Raw genomic sequence first — 24,638 nt, 5'->3', positions numbered from 1 at the left:
ACAATGATAAAGAACTTCATCAAAACCGCGTGGCGAAGTATTTTTTCTAATAAATTCTACAGCGCCATTAATATTTTAGGATTAACAGCAGGAATGGTTGTGGGGATATTCTTATTGCTGTGGATACAAGACGAGTTGTCCTTTGACCGGTTCCATAAAAATCAGCATTCCATCTACAAAATTGGAATAGAAGGAGGAACTGGGATATCAAAACGAATCTTTGGATCCATCATTGCTCCCGTAGGAAGTTTCGCAAAAAAGGAAATTCCTGAAGTCCAGGATGCAGTCCGTATTTTCAAAATTGGAGATGCTGCACTTAAATATAAAGAGAAGAGATTTAATGAAAAGAACTTTGCATTTGTAGACCCCAGTTATTTTACGGTTTTCGATTTTCCACTACTACAGGGCAATTCAAAACAACCCTTCCCCGACAACAATTCCATTGTACTTACGAAACGTACGGCACGTCGGTACTTCGGTGATGAAAATCCAATTGGAAAAACTGTGACATTGGGTATCGAGGACCTTTGTGTTGTATCAGGTGTCATTGCTGATTATCCAGAAAACTCTACTTTTCAATTTCAGGTTCTGCTCCCCATTTCGAGATTTAACGAACAGGCTTACATTAAAAACAAAACGACCTATGATAATAAGACCTTTTTATCTTCCATGGATGAAGATTGGTCCAATTTTTCATTCGAAACTTATCTCCAACTGAGGCCTGATGCAAATCTTGCCACAGTTTCAAAAAAGCTACAGGCGATACACGAAAGGAATAAACCTGAGGATGCCCCTGTCCCCTACGTTACACAAGCACTCGCAAAGGTGCATCTCTACCAAATGGATGGTAGTGATGCAGGAATTGACAATGTTCGAGTTTTTATAGGCGTAGCGATTATGATTCTTGTTATCGCAAGTATTAACTATATCAATCTTTCTACTGCACGGTCGTTGTCGCGCGCAAAAGAAGTTGGGATACGTAAAGTTATCGGCGCTGGTAAAAAGGAACTTTTTTTCCAATTTATATTGGAAACAACCATACTATTTGTCATTGCATCAACATTGGCACTTGCGCTAGTATTTATTGGCCTCCCTTTGTTTAATAATTTCTCGGGGAAGCAGATTTCCCTACAGCTCTTTAATCCTACGTTATGGATAAGCGTACTGCTCATGCTTTTAGGAACACTTGTACTTACAAGTGTATATCCTGCCCTGCTTTTATCGAGATTTGATCCGATTAAAGTACTTAAAGGCCGGTTTACCATAAAAAATTCCAGTGCACGAAAAATACTGGTTGTCCTGCAGTTCACTGTTTCCATCATCCTTATCACTTTAACAATTGTTATCGGTCGCCAATTGGATTTTATAAAACATCAAAATTTAGGCTACGAAAAGGATCATACTATTTCCGTTGCTATGGCACCAAAAATGTCCAAACATTTTGATGCTGTCAAAACCGAACTTCTAAAAAACAAGGATATTGATGATGTTATCCGTCTTGGCCGGGATATGGTTTATGGTGGAGCTTCAACTGGAGACAACGATTGGGAAGGAAAGCCCAGCAAATCCAATCTCTGGTTCAATATGACCTATTCTGATCAATCTGCACTCAACTTTTTTAAGATAAAACTAACACAAGGTCGTAATTTCACAGGCTCCATAGCAGATTCAACACATTTCATTCTTAATGAAACGGCAGTACGGGAAATGGGTTTAAAAGATCCTATTGGCACACGTTTACGCATTCGAACAGTTCCGGGAACTATTATTGGGGTTGTAAAAGATTTTAATTATGCGAGCGCTAGACAAAAGATCGAGCCGATGGTCTTTCAATATAGCCCAAAAGATTGCTGGCAGCTATACATCAAAACAACAACTTCTGGTACAAAATCCGCATTAAACTCCTTGCAACACATCTGGAAAAGTTATTATGATGATATGCCGATGAACTACAGCTTCCTGGACGAAAGCTATCAAAAGCAATATACGAATGAGCAGAAACAAGGCTCTTTATTCAATTTTTTTGCCCTGATCGCCATCGTCATCTCCTGCTTAGGACTCTTAGGACTATGTACCTATACTGCACAAGTTAGGACCAAAGAAATTGGTATCAGAAAGGTCCTTGGCGCAACGGTATTTAGCATTATACAATTATTAAACAAGGAATTTCTACTCTTAGTCATTTTGGCCAATGTCATCGCAATACCAATTGCTGTATATTTCAGTATAAATTGGCTCGATGGTTTTGCCTTCAGAACGACGCTCCCATTCACCATATTTCTATATGCGGCGGGGATAACCATTGCTATTGCATTATTTACGGTGAGTTTCCAATCCATTAAAGCGGCATACGCCAATCCTGTGAAAAGTTTGCACGATGAATAGTTTATATTTGAGAACCAAAAACAACAGCATAAAATGATTCGATTATTCCTAAAAACAGCGCTGAGAAATTTGAAGCGCAGTCCCTTAAACACAACAATAAATATTTTGGGATTAGCACTGGGGTTTACTGTTGCCCTGATAAGTACATTATGGGTACTGAAACAATTTTCTTTTGATAAGCATTACAGCAATTATCAACATATTTATCAGGTCATGATGACTGGAACCTTCAATGATGAGAAATCTACTGATCGCTCCACCCCTATTCCCTTGGTCAAAACAATCGCGTCTGATTTCAAAAATGAGATGGCAGATGCCACTTTGGTCACCAATATGGAAAGCAACAATCTTAAAGTAGGTGATAAAAAGCTTAATGCACCGGGATTCTATGCCATGGGAAAATTCGCCGAATTATTTTCCCTCGAATCTTTAGAAGGAAATAGTACCACACCGGGCAATCCATCGACCATCATAATTTCCGAATCCTTAGCAAAACGACTGTTCGATCAGACAAGTGTTATCGGGAAAACGCTCCAATTGAATGGTAAAGAACAATATACTGTTCAGGGCGTTTATAAAGATATTCCTGAAAACAACACTTTTTATGGCTTAGATTATGTATTGCCGTTTGTCGATTATCTTGCTAAAGACCAAGGTATTGAAGAAAGCTGGTCCAGCTGTTATTTCAGCACTTTCGCTAAGATCGAAAATGCTGCCTTTGTTCCCGCTTTGGAAAATAAACTAACAAATATCATCAACAAAAAACTGACGGATATAAAACCTGAAATCCTGTTACATCCGATGTCCAAATGGCATTTATACGATTCATTTAAAAATGGAAAGAACGTCGGCGGGCAGATTCAGTATGTATGGATGTTTGTTTGGATAAGCGTATTCATTATTTTATTGGCCAGTATTAATTTTATTAACTTGAGTACGGCGAGAAGCCTGAAAAGAGGAAAAGAAATCGGGGTTTTAAAATCGGTTGGTGTCAACCGCCGGCAGCTTATTGCAGGCTTTCTTGTTGAGTCAATCCTAGCGGTAGCCTGCGCATTTTTGATCGCTGTTCTATTCGCTACATTGCTGTTGCCTTGGGTCAAAACGATTACACACACTTCATTGCATATACCTTTTGCGGATATTCGTTTTTATGGCTATTCTTTATTAGGAATAGGCGTTATAGGGCTTTCAGCGGGTATGTATCCGGCATTATTTCTATCGGCCTTTAATCCTATTCTTGCACTTAAAGGTAAGATCAACAACCGAAAAGGCGGATCAAGAAGTAGAAAGGCAATGGTCGTCGTGCAATTTGCGATTTCTATTTTCCTGATGATATCCACTTATCTGGTGATTCAACAACTGCATTATACCAAGGACCGCCCAATAGGTTATAAAGGTTCAAATTTGATAAACATTACTTCATCCAATTCAACTATCGTCAAAAACTTTGATGTCCTTAGAAAAGAGTTGATCGGTCAGCGTTTAGTTAAAGATGCTTCCCTTTCTTCCAACTTTGTCAACCACCTATCCTTAACGGGTGGTGGCTTTAATTGGCAGGGCAATGATACCAGGGACGGTGCGATCATGGGGATCTTCACCGTGGATGAAAACTTTGCTAATACTGTACAATGGAACTTTATAAAAGGACGCAATTTTTCAAAAGATTTCAAAACAGATTCAACAGCTGTTATTCTGAACGAAGCTGCGGCCAAATTTATGGGAGTTACCGACCTAAACAGCAAACAACTTTCACGTGCCGGTATTGATTACCATATCGTGGGTATTATCCAGAACACGCTGTCCGAATCGCCGTTCAAATCCATTACACCAACGGCTTATTTTCTAAAATTTTTACCAAAGAATAAAATCACGCTTCAACTGGATGAAAATCAAGATGTCAAACAAAACCTAAAAGCTATTGCCACAGCATTCAACCGCATAGATCCTGATCTTATTTTTGATTATACCTTTACGGATCAGGAATATGCCAAAGAGTTTCAACAGATGGAAATGATCAAGAGCTTAACCAGTTTATTTACAGGGTTGGCCATACTCATTTCATGTCTTGGTCTCTACGCGCTGGTTTCCTTTCTTACGGAGCAACGAGAAAAAGAAATTGGCATTCGTAAAGTATTGGGCGCATCAGAACTTGGCTTGTGGCGACTACTTTCCACAGAATACATTTGGCTCACAGGCATTGGCTTTTTACTCGCAGCCCCTTTAGCCTATCTGCTAATGGAATCATGGCTCGAAGATTATGTCTACCGCATATCAATTACATGGACGGTCTTTGCTATCACAGGCTTAACCGCCCTAATCATCACCTTATTAACCGTTAGTTACCAAGCGATTAAAGCAACATTAGCAAATCCTGTAAAAACCTTAAGAAGCGAATAATACCAATTTGTTCGGGGACGGACACTATACTGTCCGTTTCCGAACATTTAAAACCGCTATAAAAACACAACAAAAACCTAAAAATCAATACATTATATTTATGGCAAACGAATTGAACTACTTGGCTTTGCTATTTTTCGAATAACGGAGCCTTCTACTAAAGCGAGCTAAGTGACAAGAATATAGCCTAATTAACAGTATAAATGCTCATAACCATGTTAAAGAACTATTTTAAAATTGCTTGGCGGAATATCAGAAAAAACAAAGGATTTTCTCTTTTAAATATGTTTGGCCTCAGCATCGGAATAACATGTTTCCTATTGTTGGCAGCGTACATCTATCATGAATCCAGTTATGAGCGTTTCCTTCCCAATGCGGACCGCCTGACTTATATTAGCCTCACTTATAAAGCACCCAATAGCACGGAAGAAGTAAATTCTGCGGTAACACCAACAGGTTTAGCTCCTGCTTTACAAGCTGAATTTCCGGATGTAGAACAGGCAACCAGATTCTACAGCTATTCCAAAGGCGGTAAAATAGAATCCAAAGAGGCACTAATAACTGAAAAAGGCCTACTTTATGCTGACCAAAATGTTTTTAAAACTTTAGGTTATACCTTTCTCGAAGGTGATTCACGATCAGCCTTAGCAGAACCAAATCAGATTGTCTTAACAAAAAAGCTCGCGGCGAAATATTTCCCCAATCAGTCGGCCATCGGTCAGACACTATCCATTGACAAAGTCAACTGGAAAATCACAGGTATCATTGCAGACCTGCCCACAAATACACAGTTGAACTTCTCTGCACTCCTTTCCAATAAAGGATTAGAACGCTACAAAGAAATGGCTTGGTCATCTGCAAATGATATAACCATAGCGCTCCTCAAAAACAAAGATCAGTTCGGTTCGATCCAACAGAAATTGGACCAAATGACAAAATCAAAATTCGCCGAAGCATCAAAACAAGGCTATCAATTTCGATTTATCCTAGAAAAGCTGACGGATATCCATCTTCACTCCAAAGCAGCAGGTACAGGAAACATTACTTATATCTATATTCTAATGGCGTTAGGTGCTGCGCTTATTATTTTAACCTGCATCAATTTTACAAATTTGGTATTAGCGCATGCGCTTGAACGCAAGAAAGAAATCGGTGTCAAGAAAGTTCTGGGTGCAGCAAAGAAAACGATATTCTTTCAGTTCTTTTTTGAATGTAGCCTCATGGTTTTTCTAGCCGTTGCTTTTAGTCTTCTGACGACAGTGCTTTTGTTACCCGTATTCAGTTCATTTATGGGTACCGAAATGAAATTAACCGTATGGACAGACCCTCGGTTTTATACGATTTTACTTGTTTTCATAGCCTTGTTGACGCTTCTGTCGGGTGGCTGGCCTGCCTATTCAATTGCTAGTTCAAAACCTATTTCCATTTTTAAGCGAAAACTAACTGAAAGACAACATGGTATATCATTAAGCAAGGTGCTCGTTACTTTTCAATTCAGTATCTCTATATTTTTTATTATCTGCACCTTATTTGCGGGTAGACAGATGGATTTTATCCAGTCTAAAAACACTGGATTGGATCGCTCTGATATGCTGGTCATTGATGGCCGAGGATGGCAAGATAAAGAAAGGCAGCTATTAAAAGAAAAGTTAATGCAGCTCAATAGTGTCCAGGGCGTTACCGCTTCGTATGACAATCCCGTCAATATCCAAGGAGGCTACAGCATTAGGGAGGTAGAAGGCCAACCCAATGATTTTGATATGGATGTCACTGCAATTCCGATTGAAAAAGATTTTGTATCCGTTTTTCATATTCCATCCGTCGCAGGTACACCGTTGTCAGATGCGGACATTTTACGCGCGCAAGACACTATTTCACCAGAATATGGGTTTGTAGTGAATACACTTGCGGCATCCGCCATGGGTTTTACTCCTGAACAGGCTATTGGAAAGAAAATCAACTTGAATGGGCGTAAGGGCAGCATCAAACAAGTCGTTGCGAGTTTTAACTTTGCGTCATTACATAACGAAGTCAAACCAATTGTGCTTTTTCCTGAATATGATTATTTCGGTAATATTTTCATTCGACTCAATCCGACGTCGCCGATAAAAGATGCTCTTGCGCAGATAAGAGCTGTCATCAAAGATATTGATTCAAAAAACAGCTTTGAATATCATTTTCTCAATGACGACTATAACAAATTATATCTCAAAGATCAGCAAACAACACGGGTAATGCAGTTATTTTCCATCATTACAATTGCTATCGCTTGTATGGGCCTTTTTGCCCTATCAGCTTATGCTGTACAACAACGCTTTAAAGAGATCGGTATCCGTAAAGTATTAGGTGCTTCAACGATCAAGATTGTCAACATATTGAGTGTTGACTTTATGGCCCTGGTCCTGTGTGCTGTATTGATCAGTGTACCCTTAGGCTGGTATGCCATGCACCGATGGGTAGAGAATTTTGCTTACCACATCACGCTAGACTGGTGGGTATTTATTGTGGCGGCGATAAGTGCATTATTGGTATCATTTATCACCATTAGTTTTCAAACCATAAAAGCTGCGATTCTAAACCCGGTTGATAGTTTAAGAGATGAGTAATTGTTTTAGTAGCTATTAAAATAAAGACACCTGATAAATAACAAGCTGGACCTTTAAAATTCAAGTTTTTTCTATTTAGCAATAACCAATACGACAAATATGCTTAAAAATTATATCAAAATAGCATGGCGCAACCTGATGAAAAACAAATCCTTCTCTTTGATTAACATCATCGGATTGGCGATCGGTATGGCCGGAGCATTACTTATAGCACTTTGGTTGCAAAACATGTTAACCATGGACCGCTTTCATGAAAAGGGTGATCGCCTGCATGTATTGAGTAATCGAGACGAATTTCAGGGCGATAAATCAGCTTGGGCCTTCACTCCTAAAATATTAGGCCCCTCCTTGTCCGCCGATTTTCCAGATATAGAAACTTTTACCAGATATAATGAGAGCGGCCAATTTCTAACGACATTCAAGGATAAAAAACTGATCGCAAATACTGTTTTCATCGATCCCGGTTTTTTCAAGATGTTTTCTTTGCCTTTTGTGAAAGGAGAACAGAATATTAGATTTGATAACCCTAAAGGCCTTGTTCTCACAGAAAGCTATGCCAAGGCTTTATTTGGCAGCGAAGATCCCATTGGAAAATCAGTTCGGATAGACTCTGTTAATCAGGTCTCCGTACAGGCGGTACTTAAAGACCTTCCGAGTAATTCAAGTTTCAAATTTGATATTCTCCTGCCATTTGAATATGCAAAAATAATTGGTTACGTGGATGATAACTGGAGCAATAATTCATTAACCACCTATGTACTCCTAAAAAAAGGCGTCTCACTTACCGCATTTAACAGCAAAATCAGAACCTATCTGAGAGATCATATCAATGCCAGTAATAAAGCTGCCGGTTACCAATCGGCTAGAAATACGGGTGAGATCTTTGCTTTTCCCTATCCCGATTCGTTTCTTTACAATAGTGGAAAAGGAGGAAATTATACGTCCGGACGTATTGATATCGTCAAGCTTTTTGCCTGGATTGGTGTTTTTATTTTATTGGTGGCCAGCATCAATTTTATGAATTTAAGTACGGCACGTTCCGAACGCCGCGCAAAAGAGGTCGGTGTCCGCAAAGTAATCGGCGCGAATAAGACAAGCTTAATGGCGCAGTTCCTCGTTGAAAGCATATTGATCAGCATAATCGGCATGGTACTCGCGACGATTCTTGTTTTTATTGTCCTGCCATTCTTTAACGAGCTTGTCGGAAAACAGCTTAGCTTATCGTTATTAAACTTACCCACCTGGTTGTTTTTAATTGGCTTTGCTTTATTTACAGGTATATTAGCAGGTACCTACCCTGCCTTTTTCCTTTCTTCCTTTCAACCTATCAAAACGTTGAAGGGGAAATTCGTTTCTAAAACGAGGGGTCTTAGTATTCGCTCCATCTTAGTGGTCATTCAATTCAGTCTCGCGATTATATTGATTATCGCAACGGTCATTGTCGCCAAACAAATCCAGTACACTAAACAGCGCGACCGTGGTTATAATGAAAATGGGTTGCTTTACAGCAGTATCAAAGGTGACTTAGAAAAGAATTATAAAATTTTACGCGACGAATTACTAGCCAGCAACGCAGTTGTTTCTGTATCAAAAAATATGTCGCCGGTAACCGATTTCTATAGCAATGGCTGGGGATTTACCTCCGGCACACCAACGGAACAGGACAAACGCATTTCCTATAACCGTTTTAGTACCGATGCCGATGCCGTAAAAAATCTAGGCCTAACACTTATACAGGGGCGGGATATCGATATTTACAAGTTTGCGACAGACAGTACTGCCTTGATTTTAAATGAATCCGCGGTAAAAAGTTTGCACCTCAAAAACCCAGTCAATAGCATTGTGGATGGTGATGGAACAAAATGGACCGTAGTTGGGGTGGTCAAAGATTTCATAATGGGATCGCCATTTGGAGACAATAAACCCATGGTGATATTAGGACCGCAAGCCTGGTTTACAACGATCCATTATCGTTTAAATCCAAACAATGACATCGCAGACAACTTAAAAACGATTGAGTCCATCTTTAAAAAGTTCAACCCAGACTATCCTTTTGAATATCAATTCATTGACAAGACCTATGAAGAAAAATTTAAGGAGACAAAAGCTATAGGTACACTGGCCATGATCTTTGCTGGATTGACGATCTTTATTTCCTGTCTGGGTTTACTGGCATTAATCGCCTATATGGCCGAAACACGTATGAAAGAAATTGCTGTCCGCAAAGTTCTTGGAGCAAGTGTCACCCAAGTAACCTCTTTGCTTTCGATCGATTTTATTAAGCTTGTTGTGGTCGCAATTTTTATCGCCACACCTATCGCTTGGTGGGCCATGGATAAATGGTTACAAGATTACAGTTATCGAATTGAGATACAGTGGTATTATTTTGTCATTGCTGGACTATTGGCTATTCTGATCAGTATGGCCACGATAAGCTATCAAGCAATTAAGGCTGCATTAGGTAATCCCGTTGACAGTTTACGCGATGAGTAGCCCAAAGTTTAACAACATTGTTTCGTATAGTTTTAAACCATAAAGAAAGGAATGAATTCATTCAAACTTACTTTTCGCAGCCTCATTAGCAACCGACAATATACCTGGATCAATATCTTGGGCTTAAGTATTGGTTTTTCCTTGTGCCTTCTCGTATTTGCTCTTGTCATTGAAGAAAATTCGTATGACAAAAGCTGGAAAAATTCGGATCATCTCTTTCGGATTGTGACCATAGATTCAACGGCTGGCCTTGAACGCCAAATGTCCAGAACATTCGTTAATTTAAGTACGGAACTCAAACAAGTATTCCCGGAGATTCAAAATGAGGCTCGGATAGAATCCAGAAAATATTATTTAAAACCGCATGCAAGCTCAGCACACCCCATAGGCATACAGGTTTTGGAGTCGGAAATAAATATCTTGGATATGTTGAGCATCAAGGTTCTCGAAGGCAATCCCAAACAGCTGGTCCAAGGAAAAACAAACTTGCTCATCGGCAAAGAATTCAAAGAAAAGTACTTTAAAAACGAAAATGTCATCGGCAAAGTCATCCAAAGTGCCGACCCCGATACCGATAAACCATCCGATTATATCATTACGGGTGTTATGGATAATCTTCCTTATAATTCAATGCTTAGAGCTTCTGCCATTGCTTTAGTCCCCAAAATATCGATGGAATTAAGCAAAGATGGGTCAGGCTACTACACCGAACAATTTGTACAACTAAAACCCGGAACACCAAGAATAGATCTTGAACAGAAACTAAATCATTGGTATAAAGGATACCTCAGTCCCAACACAAAACATGTGACTTCCTTTCGCCTGCAGCCTATTCAGGATATATATATGGAGCCATTAGGCAGTGCAGATATCAGCGGCAACCAAAAAACAACAAATATATTTGTGGGTGTTGCCGTTTTGGTCTTTATTATTTCCTGTATCAATTTTATTAATATCTACGCTGTAAGAACAGTTAAAAAATTAAGAGCGCTTCATATACATAAAGTATTGGGGGCCAGCCGAGCCCAGATGATCAGACGAATGCTGTTAGAAACAATCCTACTGTTTTTTATTTCGGCATTATGTAGTTTGGTACTCTTTAGACTTGGATTGTCCCAACTGGAACACTTTATAGGCTATGATCTCGCTTATATTAAATCCATACAGCTCCCGTTGCTATTGGCCTTTATGACGACAGCAATTGCCCTTGGCGTGCTAATTGGTTTTTATCCAGCATGGCTGATCTCCGGTATTAAGAGTTCAGATGCCTTAAAAAATAAGCTATCAAAAATTCCCAATGCAGAAGTCTTTATCAAAAAAATGCTTATCACAACACAGTTTAGCATTGCCATTATCGTCATCATTGGCCTTATAACAATCAAGTCCCAACTCAGTTATATGCAAGCAGCTCCCTTGGGAATGGAAGTCAAAAATGTGCTAAACATCGATTATTTCAACAAGGGTACACAAAATACAAATATAAAAGATCGAATTGGTGAACTTACCGGGGTTGAATCGGTCAGCGTCGCTGCCTGGACGCCGACAATCGGGTCAGGCTACCTTGCCAAGACAATCGTTGACAAGGACGATCCAGGGAAAAATATCCAAGTCAGTTTCATCGGTGGCGATGTCGATTTGCCCAAGACTTTGGGAATCCAGCTGGTTAAAGGTCGATTATTGACTCCTGAAGATTATACGCATGTTGAAATGGATATGGGAGAAGACGAAGGTATCAATAATGCCCTTGTGACCGAAAGTACGGCAAAAAAGCTTGGGATAAACAAACTCGGTATCCTGTATAAAGACCTTCAAATTATCCCCGTCGGAATCATTAAAGATTTCCATAGTGAGTCTTTTCGTAGCAAAATAGTACCAACAGTAATTTTGGCAAAAGATTTTAACGGAAGCGGCAATATTCTGATAAAAGTAGGGAAAGGACAAGAACAACAAATCTTTCGATCGGTATCTCAAATTATACAAAATACCTATCCTGATAAACACGTTTCCTTCCATTGGATAGATGAGTTGATTGCAAAACAATATGAAAAAGAGAACAAGCAAGTGCAATTATTTATCCTATTCAGTGCATTGACATTGTTGATCTCCGCCTTAGGAATTACAGGATTGATTATGCAAAATCTCGAACAGCGTACTAAAGAAATTGGCATACGCAAAGTACTAGGCGCTACAGTGTTTGACATATCACGTCTCTTTTCAAAAGATTATCTCATCTTATCCACCTTGGCTATTTTTATTGCCAGTCCAATAGCGGGGTATTTTTCAAAAAAATGGCTTGAAGATTATGCGTACAATGTGGGCGTGCAATGGTGGTTCTTTATCCTTGCCGCGCTTGCCATCTTTTTGATCAGCATCATTACTGTCAATTTCCAAACAATACGTGCCGCACTAAACAATCCAGTAGATAGCTTACGAAACGAGTAAATATTCATTTATAGTAATAGAGGGGGCCTCAATATGATCAAGAATAATTTAAAAATAGCATGGAGAAATTTAACCCGCAATTTCTCTACCTCGTTTATCAACATCGTTGGGTTGGCCATGGGCATTGCAACCTGCCTTCTGATCAGCTTATATGTGACCGATGAATTTAGTTTTGATCGTTACAACGAGCATGCAGACCGTATTGTACGTGTTGTTTTCAGAGGAACAGTTAAGGGCGGAACGATCAATGAGGCACATGTAATGCCACCTGTAGCTTCGACGATGAAGTCAGAGCTGCCCGAAGTTGAAGAAACTGCACGACTAAGAATAGGTGGATCGCCTCTATTTGTCGTCAATAATAAAGTTTTTCACGAAGAAAAAATGGCTTTCGTGGATGCTTCTTTCTTCAAAATTTTCACACTCCCTTTTATTAAAGGGAATTTGTCTACAGCTATTTCTTCCCCAAATTCTGCAGTGATATCCGAATCCACCGCCTTAAAATACTTCGGCACAAACAATGTTGTCGGTCGAGACCTCATCATCAAAGACAATACAAATATTCTCAAAATCACTGGCGTAATTAAAGATGTTCCTCAAAACTCCCATTTTCATTTTGATGTATTTACCTCTTTGGATGCACTGGAATTTTGCATACCGTATTGAGATGCAATGGTGGATGTTTGTACTAGCAGGCGCGCTAGCCGTTTTTATTGCTTTAATTACAGTAAGTTCACAAGCGATACGCGCAGCCCTAACAAAACCTGTCGACAGTCTACGTGATGAATAAAATAGACTCGTCTGTTCAGCTATGGACAAAGCACTGTCCGATATCGAACAGCGAGTAAAAGAATCAGGAATGCAATCCGTTAATGATCAACAGGATAATTACTTGGCCAAACATTTGTATTCTTAATTTTTTAAGTTGAGCACAAGCTATCAGCAGCTCCACGACCAAAATAAATTCATATTTTAAGACAATGAACTTTACAAACTTCAAGATTGCTTGGCGAAATATCGGAAAGAAAAAAGTACAAAATCTGATCAATCTAATTGGATTGACCTGCGGTATTACTTTTCTATTACTTGTAGGTGCTTATGTATGGGATGTACATCAAGTGAATAGCAATATCAAAAATATTGATCGGCAATTTTTGTTGCAAAGCAAGTATAAGAAAGAAGGATTTGGTATTGACTTAACTACATTAGGGGCACTCCCCAAAGCTTTACATGAGGAGTATCCCAACCTGGTCTCCAATTATTATCGGATTGATGGGTTGACCGGTATCGTAGCGAACGGAGCAACAATCCATGAAGAAGGCATGTCTCTTGGAGATCCCAGTCTATTGACGATGTTCGGATTCCAGATTTTAGCAGGCAATGCCAATACCGCTTTGAATAATCCCTTTTCAGTAGTCATCAGTGACAAAGCAGCCATAAAATATTTCGGAAATGAGGATGTACTTGGCAAATCGCTACAAATAAAAAATTTCAAGGGTGAAAAACATGATTTTGAAATTAAAGCAATCATTAAATCTGATGTCCAAAACGCCATTATGGATCTCACAAAGAATATGCATGCAGACATATTTTTACCGATCATCAACGAGCAATTCTTTGGCCGATCGATAGACAATTGGGATAACCCTTATATTGCCGGTTATATCGAATTGAAACCAGGTGTAAGTGTGGAGCGCGTAGATGCCGCCATCGAAACGCTGGTAAGAAAGAATACCGATAAAGAGTTTTCCAATCAATACAGCCCTAATTTAAAACCATTGAAAACCTATTATTTGGATGACAACCAAGGGGCCGTCCGCAAAATGATACAGACGTTGGTTTGGACTGCCATTTTCATCTTGATCATGGCCATCATCAATTTCATCAATTTTAGTATCGCTCAGCACATTACGCGATTAAAGGAAATCGGTGTTCGCAAGATGATGGGATCATCTCGCATGCAACTTATTAGACAACTGATGACCGAATATATCCTGATTGTGGCCATAGCAGCATTGATCAGTCTTCCAATTTACATCATCACGAGTCCAATCTTCGAACATGTCTTGATGCGTAAGCTACCCTCGTTGGTGGAATTGCCTATTTACTTTTTTGGTTTACTGATTATAATGACGTTGTTCATTGGTCTACTAGCGGGGCTCTATCCAGCCATTAAACTTTCCAATGTCGCGATACTTCCGGCAGTCAAAAGCCAGTTTTCGACGCTGGGGGGCAAACAACTGGTGCGAAAAATTCTTTTGTTTTTTCAATTTGGGGTAGCCTTGCTCCTGCTTGTCTGCACATTGATTATTTCCAAACAAGTGGACCTATTTCTCCATAGCAATCTAGGTTACAACAAAGACTACTTATTAACCGTTCAGGTACCTAGAGATTGGTCCGAAGATGGTGTTCGCAAAATGGAGACTTTACAACAGGAACTCAGCCAACAGCCAGAAGTAAAATCAGTAAGCTTATCTTATGAAACTCCTGGATTGCTGGGGTCCAATATGCAGCCTGCATTCGGGACGACAGACGACAGAGAAATCCAGGTACAACGGATTACAAGTGATAGTCACTTTTTGGAAACCTACGAGATACCGCTAATTGCAGGAACTTTTCTTCCTAAACATTATGCAACGAATGCGGATAATAGACCAGTTGTCATCAACAAGAAGGCTATGGATGATTTTGGCTTTAAAAATGCCGAGCAGGCGATTGGTCAGCAAATAGCAATAAATGATCCTAATTACAAAATCACTATTGTGGGCGTTGCTGAGAATTTTGTAGCCAACTCACTGCATCAGGCATCTCCGCCTATTATCTGGATGGATGTACATGAGAGTCTTCAATATCGATACCTTAGCATTCGATTGAAGCAGGGACCTCTTTCCAATGCAGTACAACAGCTCGAAAAAAAATGGAAAACGTTGCTACCTGATGCACCATTCGAATATAAATTTATGGATGAACGCATCAAAAATCTATATGAAAATGAGCTGCAGCTGCATCGCGCTTCCCAGATTGCTACGTTTGTTTCGCTGCTGATTGTTGTATTGGGACTTACCGGATTAATATCGCTTTCCATCCATCTGCGCAATAAAGAAGTCGGCATTCGTAAAGTACTAGGGGCTTCACTAGCACATTTGATGTTGCTCTTTTCAAAAGAGTACTACGGAATCTTCCTATTTGCTGCGTTTACGACAGTTCCACTGAGTTATCTATTGATGCAATACTGGCTACAAAATTACATCATCCGCGTAGAAATCAATGCATTTACTTACTTGTTACCATTGGGTACATTGATTGGATTGCTGAGTTTATTGGTTGGCATTATTGTATTTCGATCAACTCGGTTTAATCCCGTTGAAAAATTAAGAGATGAATAGAAAAATGAGCGTTGTACCCATCCAGTTGGTGTTCGTTGCGAACAGCTACTGGATGGGTAACTCCTTATTCCTTTAACCTTCATAGCTTTTCGATAGATAAACAAATCCATATTTTGATTCTTTCCGAATAAGTTTAAGCTCATCAGACCGATTGAGCAAATCTTCAAGTATCTTCATCAAGTTTTTAGGTTTTACATATGTATCGAGTATCATACAAACCAATTTATGTATCTCATAAGGACTCCTATTTTTATTAAAATATCCCGTGCCAACCTGCGCTTCGATGATTCTCTTGACCTTCCGAAGCTCATTCAACGTAGAAGGTTCATTTGGATCAAAATTATGGCGGATGTCCATTATCTTAAATTCGATCTCCTGTACCCCTTCTTCAATGGATAATCTATATAAATGGTAAATAACCTCCTCAGCCAATGTATTAACGTGCAACTCATAAGCATACTTTTGCTTGGATAAATTCATCCCTAAAGGCAACATGGCATGTATACTCCCCACTTCTAACACACGACAAAAAATATAGTAATCAATAGCAAGAATCGTTTTAATTTTGAAAGACTCAACTTTGCTTATAAAATCCAGTGCTTTTCCCATTAAAAAAGATACTTCTTCGGGTGAGAGACCATTTGAAATACGCTGTAATATCATCCGATAAAAGAACTGCATTTCCAACGGTTGACAACGATGCTTATACACCCGTTTGAACACTTTAAAATTATTTCTCATTATAGCTCATATAGTTATTCCATACAAAGAAATAGAAATAATTTAAAAATTTAAAACATTTGTATAAATAAAAATAACATTTTGTATATTTATCTATACAAAAAAAAGAGCATACTAAATCATAACTATGACAAAACTAGGTGAATTTTTAGAGAAGAAATCCGTTAATAAATCGCGAATTGCGCGAAAAACGGGTTTAAGTAAGGCAAGAATCAATGAGTTAACGATGACCGAAACGGCCAAATTACGTTTGGATGAAATGTACCTGATCGCATTGGCTATTGATACAGATCCAGCTAAAATGATGTTCGAATTATGTGATCATCTCCAGTTGAAAGAGATTGAAGAGTAAGCAATTCTCTATTTTTCGCCAGTGCCTAGCTCGTCTGTGCGATACTGAACGCCAAACTGTTCGATATCGTACAGACGAGCTTTTCAATTTTAAACCAAGAAACTAATTATCAACACATTAGCAAAATAGCAACGCAATTGATTTCAGCTTAAACGCCTGTTTTGATTATAACTACCAATCATTCAGGCTTAAAAAAAATCTGCTATGATAGGAAATAATCTCAAAATAGCTTGGCGGAATATGGCAAAAAACAAGCTATATTCATTCATCAAGATTGGCGGCTTTGCTTTTAGTATTGCCATCTGTATTCTTATTGTTTTATATATAAAACATGAGACGAGCTATAATAAGTTTTATCCGGCGATGGATAGAGTTTACCGTTTGGTCGTTCAGTTACCTATTGAGCATAAAATCGAGCGCTGGGTTTCACTTTCTGCCCCTGTGGCGCCGACCCTGAAAGCAGAAATCCCGTCCGTTGAGCAAACGGGACGCATTCTACCAAACCCTTTATTCGGTGCGGGCAGTAACCAATTGTCATTAAATAACAGCCCTGATAGCCATTATGATGATGGATTTGTCTATGTCGATCAGTCCATTCTCGACATGTTTCCTATGCCCATGGTTTCGGGCCAGCTGTCCCATGCACTCGACAAGCCCAACACATTGGTTATTACCAGAAGCAAGGCCGAAAAATATTTTAAAAATGATCCAATTGGACAAACGATCTATCTCAACAAAAATAAATCTAAGGCCTATACCATCACTGGGGTCATTGAAGATATGCCCAACAATTCGACCCTTGCCGGTTATAGTTTTTTTATGTCGCTCGCTGGAGAACCTTTTTATCAAGGCGAACAGACTGCTTGGCTCAATAACAATTATACCGTGTATGTCAAATTAAAACCCAACGTAAATGTTGCACTGGCTGAAAAAGAAATTTCAAAGAATTACTTAGAAATACATTATCTCCCTGAATATCTAAAATCTGGACGTAAACTTAATCCGCTTTTCAAGCAGGCAAAAATAACCCTACAGAATGCCCTCGATATGCATCTAAAATCTGCGGATGTAAGCGACGATAAAGTGAGTACATTGAACAGAGGGGATATTCGCATGGTTTGGACCTTCGCAACTATAGCCTTATTTATTTTGTTCATTGCCTGTATTAACTTCATCAACTTATCGACAGCAAATTCAGCAACAAGAGCAAAAGAAATTGGTATCCGTAAGACTATTGGCTCCTCCAGGAAGCTGCTTATTGGACAATTTCTTGTTGAAGCAATCTGTTATAGTGTACTGTCACTGATTATCGGGCTCTTTCTAAGCTGGCTACTACTACCCGTATTCAACCAACTAGCCAACAAATCCTTGACCATTCCCTGGATAGCGGCATACTTCTTTCCTTCTCTTTTGGCGGCTATATTGGTGATCGGCGTCCTTGCCGGAATCTACCCAGCATTGTACCTATCCAAATTTAAACCAATCACTGCACTGAAAAACAACGTCATTGGTGCCAAATCTTCGCTTTTTAGGAATAGTTTGGTTGTCTTTCAATTCGCAACCTCAATAATCCTTATCGTTGGCGCATTGGTGACCAATAAACAGATAAACTACATATTAGACAAAGATCTGGGATTTGACAAGGACCAAGTTGTTGTGCTTCGCGGAATTGGAACATTATCGAAACAGCTTCCAAGTTTAAAAAATGAGCTAAAAAGCCTCCCAGATGTTGCTTCAGTTTCCCTGAGTGATTTTCTCCCTGTACCCATCGATGGTGCCAAACGAAATGGCAATCCGTTCTGGATTGATGGTAGAAGAGATCTCGATATGGCTACACAGGGCCAATTTTGGGAAATCGATCAGGATTATCTGAGCACATTCGGTCTTCATTTAAATAAAGGACGAAATTTTGATCCCACGAGAGCCACCGATAGCAGTTCGGCTATTATCAATCAAAAGTTGGCCGACGAACTTCAATTAAAGAATCCCATTGGTGCAAAAATCACCAATGGCAATACCTGGACGATCATTGGCGTAGTAGATGATTTTATTTTTGAGTCGTTGAAGGAGAAGGGGTATGCAGGACTTTGTATGACATTACAAGGCAATCCTTCCCTACTCTCTATTAAGGTAAAATCGCAAAATCTCAAAGAGACAATCGCTGATATCACAGCAGTATGGGACAAATTTGCACCAAATCAACAAATTAACTACAGCTTTTTGGACGAAGGTTTCGAGGCCCTTTATCAAGATGTGGAACGGACCAAGAATATATTTACTTGTTTCGCTCTTGTTGCCATTTTTGTCGCTGCACTCGGGCTTTTCGGCCTTGCAACTTATGTGACACAACAACGAACCAAAGAAATTGGCGTACGTAAGGTACTTGGAGCCAGTGCGATCAGATTACTCCGATTATTGTCTGGAGATTTTATAAAATTGGTGTTTGTAGCCTTGGTCATTGCCACACCTGTTGCGTGGTGGGCAATGAACCAATGGCTTACTGATTTTAACTATCGAATCGAAATAAATTGGCTATACTTCATTCTTGCAGGTATGAGTGCCATTTTAATTGCTTTAGGCACAATCAGCTATCAGACTTGGAAAGCCATTCGCGCCAATCCGGTGGATAGCCTGCGTGATGAATAAATACAAAAACTGTAAAAGAACTTTATTATGATAGGAAATAATTTAAAGATCGCTTGGCGAAATATGGCCAACAACAAACTTTACTCGATCATCAAGATCGGCGGGTTCGCTTTTAGTATTGCCATTTGCATTCTTATTGTACTGTACATTCGCCATGAAACCAGTTATGACAAAATGTATCCCGACATGGACCGTGTTTTCCGTCTTATCGTTTCGGCACCCGATGGTGATAAAGTGAGGCAAACCTTTGCCTTTCCTGCCCCAGCAGCTAAAACCTTGCAAGAGGAAATCCCAAGTGTAGAATTAGCCGGCCGCATTTTACCCAATACCTTATTTGGTGCCGGAAGCAATCTATTTACGGTAAATGGCCGCGCAGAGAATTACCTTGATAAAGGATTTGTTTATGTCGATCAGTCCATTTTGGAAATATTTCCACTTCCGGTCGTACAAGGACAGTTATCACATGCGCTGGACAAACCCAATGCGATAGTCATTACCAAAAGTAGGGCTGAGAAATATTTCAAAGGAAATGCTGTAGGGCAGACGATCTATCTCAACAATAATAAAAGTATTTTATATAACATAACGGCTGTCATCGATGATGTTCCGAACAATTCCAGCCTCTATGGTTATGATTATTTTATATCCCTTGCAGGCGAACCATTTTACCCGGGTGAACAAAACAATTGGGGCGCGACAAATTACATTACCTATGTAAAACTGAAGGAAAATGCAGCTATTGCCAACGCACAGGGTAGCATTTCAAAAAACTATATTCAGGACCATTATATTCTGATTAATAAAAAAAATGGAATGAAAATATCACCCGAAATGATGCAGTCAACCGTCTTACTTCAAAACGCCCTCGATATGCACCTGCGTTCTAAGAATGTGTCGGAATATGGCATGGCTACGCAATATCAAGGTGATATTAAGATGGTCTGGATATTTGCGGGCATTGCATTTTTTATATTATTGATTGCCTGTATAAACTTCATCAACTTATCAACGGCGAATGCAGCAACACGAGCCAAAGAAATCGGGATTCGAAAAACCATTGGATCAAATCGACGGACACTGATTATCCAATTTATGACCGAAGCGATATGTTACAGTCTTATTTCACTCCTTATAGGGTTATTATTAGCCTTCCTGTTATTACCGCTATTTAACAATCTAGCCAACAAAGCGCTGTTTATACCGTGGACAGTGTGGTACTTTGTTCCTTCGCTGATTTTGAGCATGTTGTTCATCGGTATCCTTGCTGGCTTATACCCAGCGTTCTATTTATCAGGATTTCAACCTATCAACGCATTAAAAAGTAAATCGGTTGCTAACCCTAAATCTTCGTTGCTACGTAATGGACTGGTTATTTTCCAGTTTGCAACATCTATTATATTGATCATCAGTGCACTCATTGCAAATCAACAAATCAGTTTTATGCTCAATAAAGACATTGGCTTTGATAAAGATCAGGTCATTGTACTTCGTGGTGTAACGGGTATTGCCTCTCAGGCAAAAGAATTAAAAAATGAATTGAAAGCCATTCCAACAGTTCGTGATGTCTCCATCGGCGACTACTTACCGGTTCAATTGGATGGTGCAAAAAGAAATGGAAATCTTTTTTGGGCCAAAGGAAAAGAAGATCTTGAATTAGGTGAAGGTGGGCAATTCTGGAATATCGACGAAAGTTACCTTTCCACTTTTGGTCTGAAGCTAATAGCCGGCCGAAACTTCGATCCACATATCGCATCGGATAGTACAGGTGCTATTGTTAACAAAAGAATGCTTGCTGATTTAGGCATCAAAGGAAATCCCATTGGTACACAAATTACTAACGGCAGGACATGGACCATTATCGGTGTCGTCGATAATTTTATCTTTGAATCGATGAAAGATGAGGGCTACTACCCCGTTTGCATGACCCTTGCCAATAGTCCTTCCATGCTTTCTATCAAGACCAAATCGACGGACATGTCCAAAACATTAGCCGACATTAATACCGTCTGGAATAAGTTTTCGCCGAATCAAAAAATCGACTATAATTTCCTTGATGCCGGCTTCGCAGATCTATATCAAGATGTCCAACGGACGAAAAATATCTTCAGTTGCTTTGCTTTTGTAGCCATTTTTGTTGCAGCTCTGGGACTTTTCGGACTGGCAACCTACGTGACCCAGCAACGAACCAAGGAAATCGGTGTCCGCAAGGTTCTCGGCGCAAGTTCCATCCGATTACTCAAATTACTCTCCGGAGATTTTATAAAATTGGTGTTTGTAGCTTTGATCATTGCTACACCTGTAGCGTGGTGGGCAATGAATCAATGGTTGACAGATTTCAACTATCGAGTAGAAATCAATTGGTTCTACTTTATTCTAGCGGGTCTCAGTGCAATCCTGGTTGCTTTTGGAACCATTAGTTATCAAACCTGGAAAGTCGTCCGTGCCAATCCAGTCGATAGTTTAAGGGATGAATAAAGTCATAAGATCTTAAAAATTGGTGTTTGTTGCCTTGGTAATTGCCTTGCCTGTTACGTGGTGAGCAATGAACCAATGGCTTAGGGGGAATGGATGTTCGATTCTGGACGTAAACTGTTCGAAATCGAACATCCAAAAATAAAACAAAAACACGATAAGTGTTTTATAATAAAACCATTACGACACTGGCAAGGGGATTGTAATTTTAATTGAGTGAATTGGTTCGCATTAGTTTAAACATAATATCTTCCAAAAAATGGCAAAAAATGATTTCAAACTAGCTTGGCGTAAACTCCTAAAAAACAAAGGTTTTACTTTCTTAAATATTGTTGGTCTGACCTTGGGTTTTACGGGTTTTATCCTTTCCTATCAATACATCAATCGGGAAACGAGTTACGATAAATGGAATCCACATTACAAGGATATCTACCAAATTGGCCTTGAAGCAGAAGGTGCCTTTACAGACGAAACTTCTCCTGCGCTGGCTCCTTTGCTAAAACAGAATTTACCTGATATTGTATATGCAGGTCGGAAAATAGTTTACAATTATGGAAGTTATCCGCTTTTCGGAGAGAAGACGGTACTTATTAAAAATGCTGCACTGATTGACTCCTCAGCCGCACGAATCTTTCAAATCGAAAATGCGACCGGACCGCTCTACAAAAACAAGGACCAAAAGGATGCGACCATGGTCAAAAGCCGTATTGCCGAACAACTATTCAAAAAAGAAGACTTAAATTTTGACAGTCCCCATTCGATTCCAGCTCTAAGTCTACAAATTGGAATGAAGGAAACAATCTACGGTACCCTCAAAAAGCAAGGTCTGTCCATGATTGACTACGATCTCCTTTTTATCCGTGAACCGCAGGACCTTTTCGCCAATAATAATCCTTTTTTGTATCAAACTTATATTCAAGTACGTCCCGGTACGGATATCACGAAGTTGACCAATCGCATCAACGCGCTTTACCAGAAAGAAATTGCACCGAAAGATAAAATCCGCTCCTCCAGTTATGCCAAAGGGAGGATCTACCTAGACCCACTGTCCAACCTTCACCTTCGGCCAAAAACAGGAAGTAACACGGCTTATATCATCACGTGGATTATTGGTATTCTCTCCGTTTTGATCCTCTTACTCGCCTCTGCCAATTTTGCCAATATGATTATGGCACAAGCGGATCAGCGCATTAAGGAACTCGCGCTCAAAAAAATATTGGGAAGCTCACGTTGGGCTATCGTTAGGCAATTGGTACTGGAAGTATTTATTCTGACTTTCAGTGCTGCAATTCTAAGTTTCGTTGCTTTGGCCCTCACAGGAAATATTCTCCAAAAATGGTTTAATGATGATCTTAAGGGTTATATTTTGAGTTCGGAGACAATCGCCCAACTTGCTATTGCCGTACTATTGACAACAATTCTATCGGCAATATACCCAGCGATCATACTCTCTGGCTTCAAATCTGTTAATCTCCTAAAAGGTGGACTGACTTCCATTCTCAAAAAGGGCACATTTCGAAACGCACTACTAACTTTTCAGATCAGTATGGCCATCCTATTTATATCGGGCATGCTGGTTATTAGGGCACAGCTAAATTATATGCAGCAGGCGGATAAAGGATTTGAGCCTGGACAGGTTGTTAATTTCAAAGGAATAGGCATGTATTATGATTCCAAAATTGATGGTTCCTATCAACAACTAAAACTTCGGTTAGAAAATGATCCAAGTATTGCCTCTGTTGCATCAGCGACAAATATTCCAGGGGAAGGCGAACAACCTCCCAAAATGGATTTTTCCTATGCTCAAAAAAACGTTTCGTTTGCACATGTCGGTATTGATCCTGGATACTTCAAGACGCTAAATATCTCCAGTATACAAGGAAACACCACTGTTTCAATAGATCAACTGCTTCACGATTCCTTGGCCAACTATGCTATTATCAACGAATCTGCAGCCAAAAATTTAGGACTCGAAAACCCCATAGGTGCTAAAATCAAAGGCTGTGATGTCACCTTTGAAATTGTTGGCCTAGTCAAAGATAGTAAAGCTTATGGCTTTGAAAATGTAGTTCAGCCGAGCCTATATTCATTTAAAAACGAATGTGGTACTATGCGCTTTCAGACAACCCTCATGGTCAAAACAAAACCGGGAATGGTTGATCAGGCCATCAATACAGTCAAAGTAGAATGGTTGAAAAATCCATCCGCAAAAGATCTGCCTCTTGATTATTCTTTTATGGATGAGCAATATGCTTTACAGCACAAAAAACAGCACGAATTGCAGACTGCATTTAATAGTTTCACAAGCCTTTCGGTTATCATCGCGGCCTTAGGGCTATTTAGTATGGCGGCGTATCAGGCGGCATTACGAAAAAAGGAAATGAGCATCCGTAAAGTACTGGGAGCCTCGGTACAATTGCTCTTTATTCAATTGAACAAACCATTTTTCAAGCTCTTTTTAGTCGGGATCGGCATAGCCCTTCCAATAGCCTATCTACTCATGAATAAATGGCTTTCCAATTTCGCCTATCATATTCAGCTGTCCTGGTGGTCGTTTTTGATCCCAATATTTTGCATATTTATCCTCATATTGGTTTCCATCAGCTTCCAATCTATAAAAGTCGCAAAAACAAATCCAATAGATAGCCTGCGCGATGAATAAAAGATAATTTGAGCGGTAAAGGGCCCTATTCCCCAGTCGAACAGTAATTATGATGACTA

General features: G+C 39.5%; 13 protein-coding genes. 12 read left to right on the top strand and 1 reads right to left on the bottom strand.

What is annotated here, in order from left to right; all coding sequences use genetic code 11:
- Window positions 1-3: 3 nt before the first annotated feature.
- From B2O97_RS10630 to B2O97_RS10595, 8 genes are all read left to right on the top strand, one after another.
- Window positions 4-2,385 (top strand): ABC transporter permease, encoded by a 2,382-nt coding sequence (locus tag B2O97_RS10630; RefSeq protein WP_286767369.1) that lies wholly within the window; start codon window positions 4-6, stop codon window positions 2,383-2,385.
- A 33-nt stretch (window positions 2,386-2,418) separates the two neighbouring features.
- A complete protein-coding gene (locus tag B2O97_RS10625) occupies window positions 2,419-4,782 on the top strand; it encodes an ABC transporter permease (RefSeq protein WP_204990950.1) in 2,364 nt (787 codons plus the stop codon).
- Window positions 4,783-4,997: 215 nt separating this feature from the next.
- Window positions 4,998-7,388, top strand: coding sequence for an ABC transporter permease (locus tag B2O97_RS10620; protein WP_286767368.1), 2,391 nt, complete (start codon window positions 4,998-5,000; stop codon window positions 7,386-7,388).
- Between the two features lie 99 nt (window positions 7,389-7,487).
- Window positions 7,488-9,881, top strand: coding sequence for an ABC transporter permease (locus tag B2O97_RS10615; protein ID WP_286767367.1), 2,394 nt, complete (start codon window positions 7,488-7,490; stop codon window positions 9,879-9,881).
- A gap of 51 nt (window positions 9,882-9,932) precedes the next feature.
- Complete coding sequence (locus tag B2O97_RS10610) at window positions 9,933-12,323, top strand: ABC transporter permease (protein WP_286767366.1); 2,391 nt, start codon at window positions 9,933-9,935, stop codon at window positions 12,321-12,323.
- A 33-nt stretch (window positions 12,324-12,356) separates the two neighbouring features.
- Window positions 12,357-12,986 carry an ABC transporter permease gene (locus B2O97_RS10605; RefSeq protein ID WP_286767365.1) on the top strand — a complete coding sequence of 210 codons (630 nt, stop codon included), beginning with the start codon at window positions 12,357-12,359 and terminating at the stop codon, window positions 12,984-12,986.
- On the top strand, window positions 12,958-13,110 hold the full coding sequence (locus tag B2O97_RS10600; protein ID WP_286767364.1) for an ABC transporter permease: 153 nt from the start codon (window positions 12,958-12,960) through the stop codon (window positions 13,108-13,110). The genes B2O97_RS10605 and B2O97_RS10600 overlap by 29 nt, the downstream gene beginning before the upstream one ends.
- Before the next feature lie 190 nt (window positions 13,111-13,300).
- Complete coding sequence (locus B2O97_RS10595; RefSeq protein ID WP_286767363.1) at window positions 13,301-15,706, top strand: ABC transporter permease; 2,406 nt, start codon at window positions 13,301-13,303, stop codon at window positions 15,704-15,706.
- Between the two features lie 72 nt (window positions 15,707-15,778).
- On the opposite strand, the gene B2O97_RS10590 is transcribed toward B2O97_RS10595, so the two are convergent.
- Entirely contained in the window at window positions 15,779-16,447 is a 669-nt protein-coding gene (locus B2O97_RS10590; RefSeq protein WP_159332743.1) for a hypothetical protein, read from the bottom strand.
- A gap of 127 nt (window positions 16,448-16,574) precedes the next feature.
- Between B2O97_RS10590 and B2O97_RS10585 the strand changes: the two genes are divergently transcribed.
- The 4 genes from B2O97_RS10585 (at window position 16,575) to B2O97_RS10570 (ending at window position 24,579) form a co-directional block, all read left to right on the top strand.
- Window positions 16,575-16,799, top strand: coding sequence for a helix-turn-helix domain-containing protein (locus B2O97_RS10585; protein ID WP_070566237.1), 225 nt, complete (start codon window positions 16,575-16,577; stop codon window positions 16,797-16,799).
- Window positions 16,800-17,003: 204 nt separating this feature from the next.
- Entirely contained in the window at window positions 17,004-19,445 is a 2,442-nt protein-coding gene (locus tag B2O97_RS10580) for an ABC transporter permease (RefSeq protein WP_159332742.1), read from the top strand.
- 27 nt (window positions 19,446-19,472) lie between these two features.
- A complete protein-coding gene (locus B2O97_RS10575; RefSeq protein WP_286767362.1) occupies window positions 19,473-21,920 on the top strand; it encodes an ABC transporter permease in 2,448 nt (815 codons plus the stop codon).
- A 256-nt stretch (window positions 21,921-22,176) separates the two neighbouring features.
- Entirely contained in the window at window positions 22,177-24,579 is a 2,403-nt protein-coding gene (locus B2O97_RS10570; RefSeq protein WP_159332740.1) for an ABC transporter permease, read from the top strand.
- Window positions 24,580-24,638: the final 59 nt, after the last annotated feature.

Source organism: Sphingobacterium sp. UBA865 (assembly GCF_002295765.1).
Taxonomy (GTDB): Bacteria; Bacteroidota; Bacteroidia; order Sphingobacteriales; family Sphingobacteriaceae; genus Sphingobacterium; species Sphingobacterium multivorum.
This window is presented reverse-complemented; position numbering and strand designations above follow the sequence as displayed.

Excerpts from the sequence above, each read along its gene's own strand:
- B2O97_RS10630 (WP_286767369.1), top strand. The coding sequence starts at position 4 with ATGATAAAGAACTTCATCAAAACCGCGTGGCGAAGTATTTTTTCTAAT.
- B2O97_RS10625 (WP_204990950.1), top strand. The coding sequence starts at position 2,419 with ATGATTCGATTATTCCTAAAAACAGCGCTGAGAAATTTGAAGCGCAGT.
- B2O97_RS10620 (WP_286767368.1), top strand. The coding sequence starts at position 4,998 with ATGTTAAAGAACTATTTTAAAATTGCTTGGCGGAATATCAGAAAAAAC.
- B2O97_RS10615 (WP_286767367.1), top strand. The coding sequence starts at position 7,488 with ATGCTTAAAAATTATATCAAAATAGCATGGCGCAACCTGATGAAAAAC.
- B2O97_RS10610 (WP_286767366.1), top strand. The coding sequence starts at position 9,933 with ATGAATTCATTCAAACTTACTTTTCGCAGCCTCATTAGCAACCGACAA.
- B2O97_RS10605 (WP_286767365.1), top strand. The coding sequence starts at position 12,357 with ATGATCAAGAATAATTTAAAAATAGCATGGAGAAATTTAACCCGCAAT.
- B2O97_RS10600 (WP_286767364.1), top strand. The coding sequence starts at position 12,958 with ATGCACTGGAATTTTGCATACCGTATTGAGATGCAATGGTGGATGTTT.
- B2O97_RS10595 (WP_286767363.1), top strand. The coding sequence starts at position 13,301 with ATGAACTTTACAAACTTCAAGATTGCTTGGCGAAATATCGGAAAGAAA.
- B2O97_RS10590 (WP_159332743.1), bottom strand. The coding sequence starts at position 16,447 with ATGAGAAATAATTTTAAAGTGTTCAAACGGGTGTATAAGCATCGTTGT.
- B2O97_RS10585 (WP_070566237.1), top strand. The coding sequence starts at position 16,575 with ATGACAAAACTAGGTGAATTTTTAGAGAAGAAATCCGTTAATAAATCG.
- B2O97_RS10580 (WP_159332742.1), top strand. The coding sequence starts at position 17,004 with ATGATAGGAAATAATCTCAAAATAGCTTGGCGGAATATGGCAAAAAAC.
- B2O97_RS10575 (WP_286767362.1), top strand. The coding sequence starts at position 19,473 with ATGATAGGAAATAATTTAAAGATCGCTTGGCGAAATATGGCCAACAAC.
- B2O97_RS10570 (WP_159332740.1), top strand. The coding sequence starts at position 22,177 with ATGGCAAAAAATGATTTCAAACTAGCTTGGCGTAAACTCCTAAAAAAC.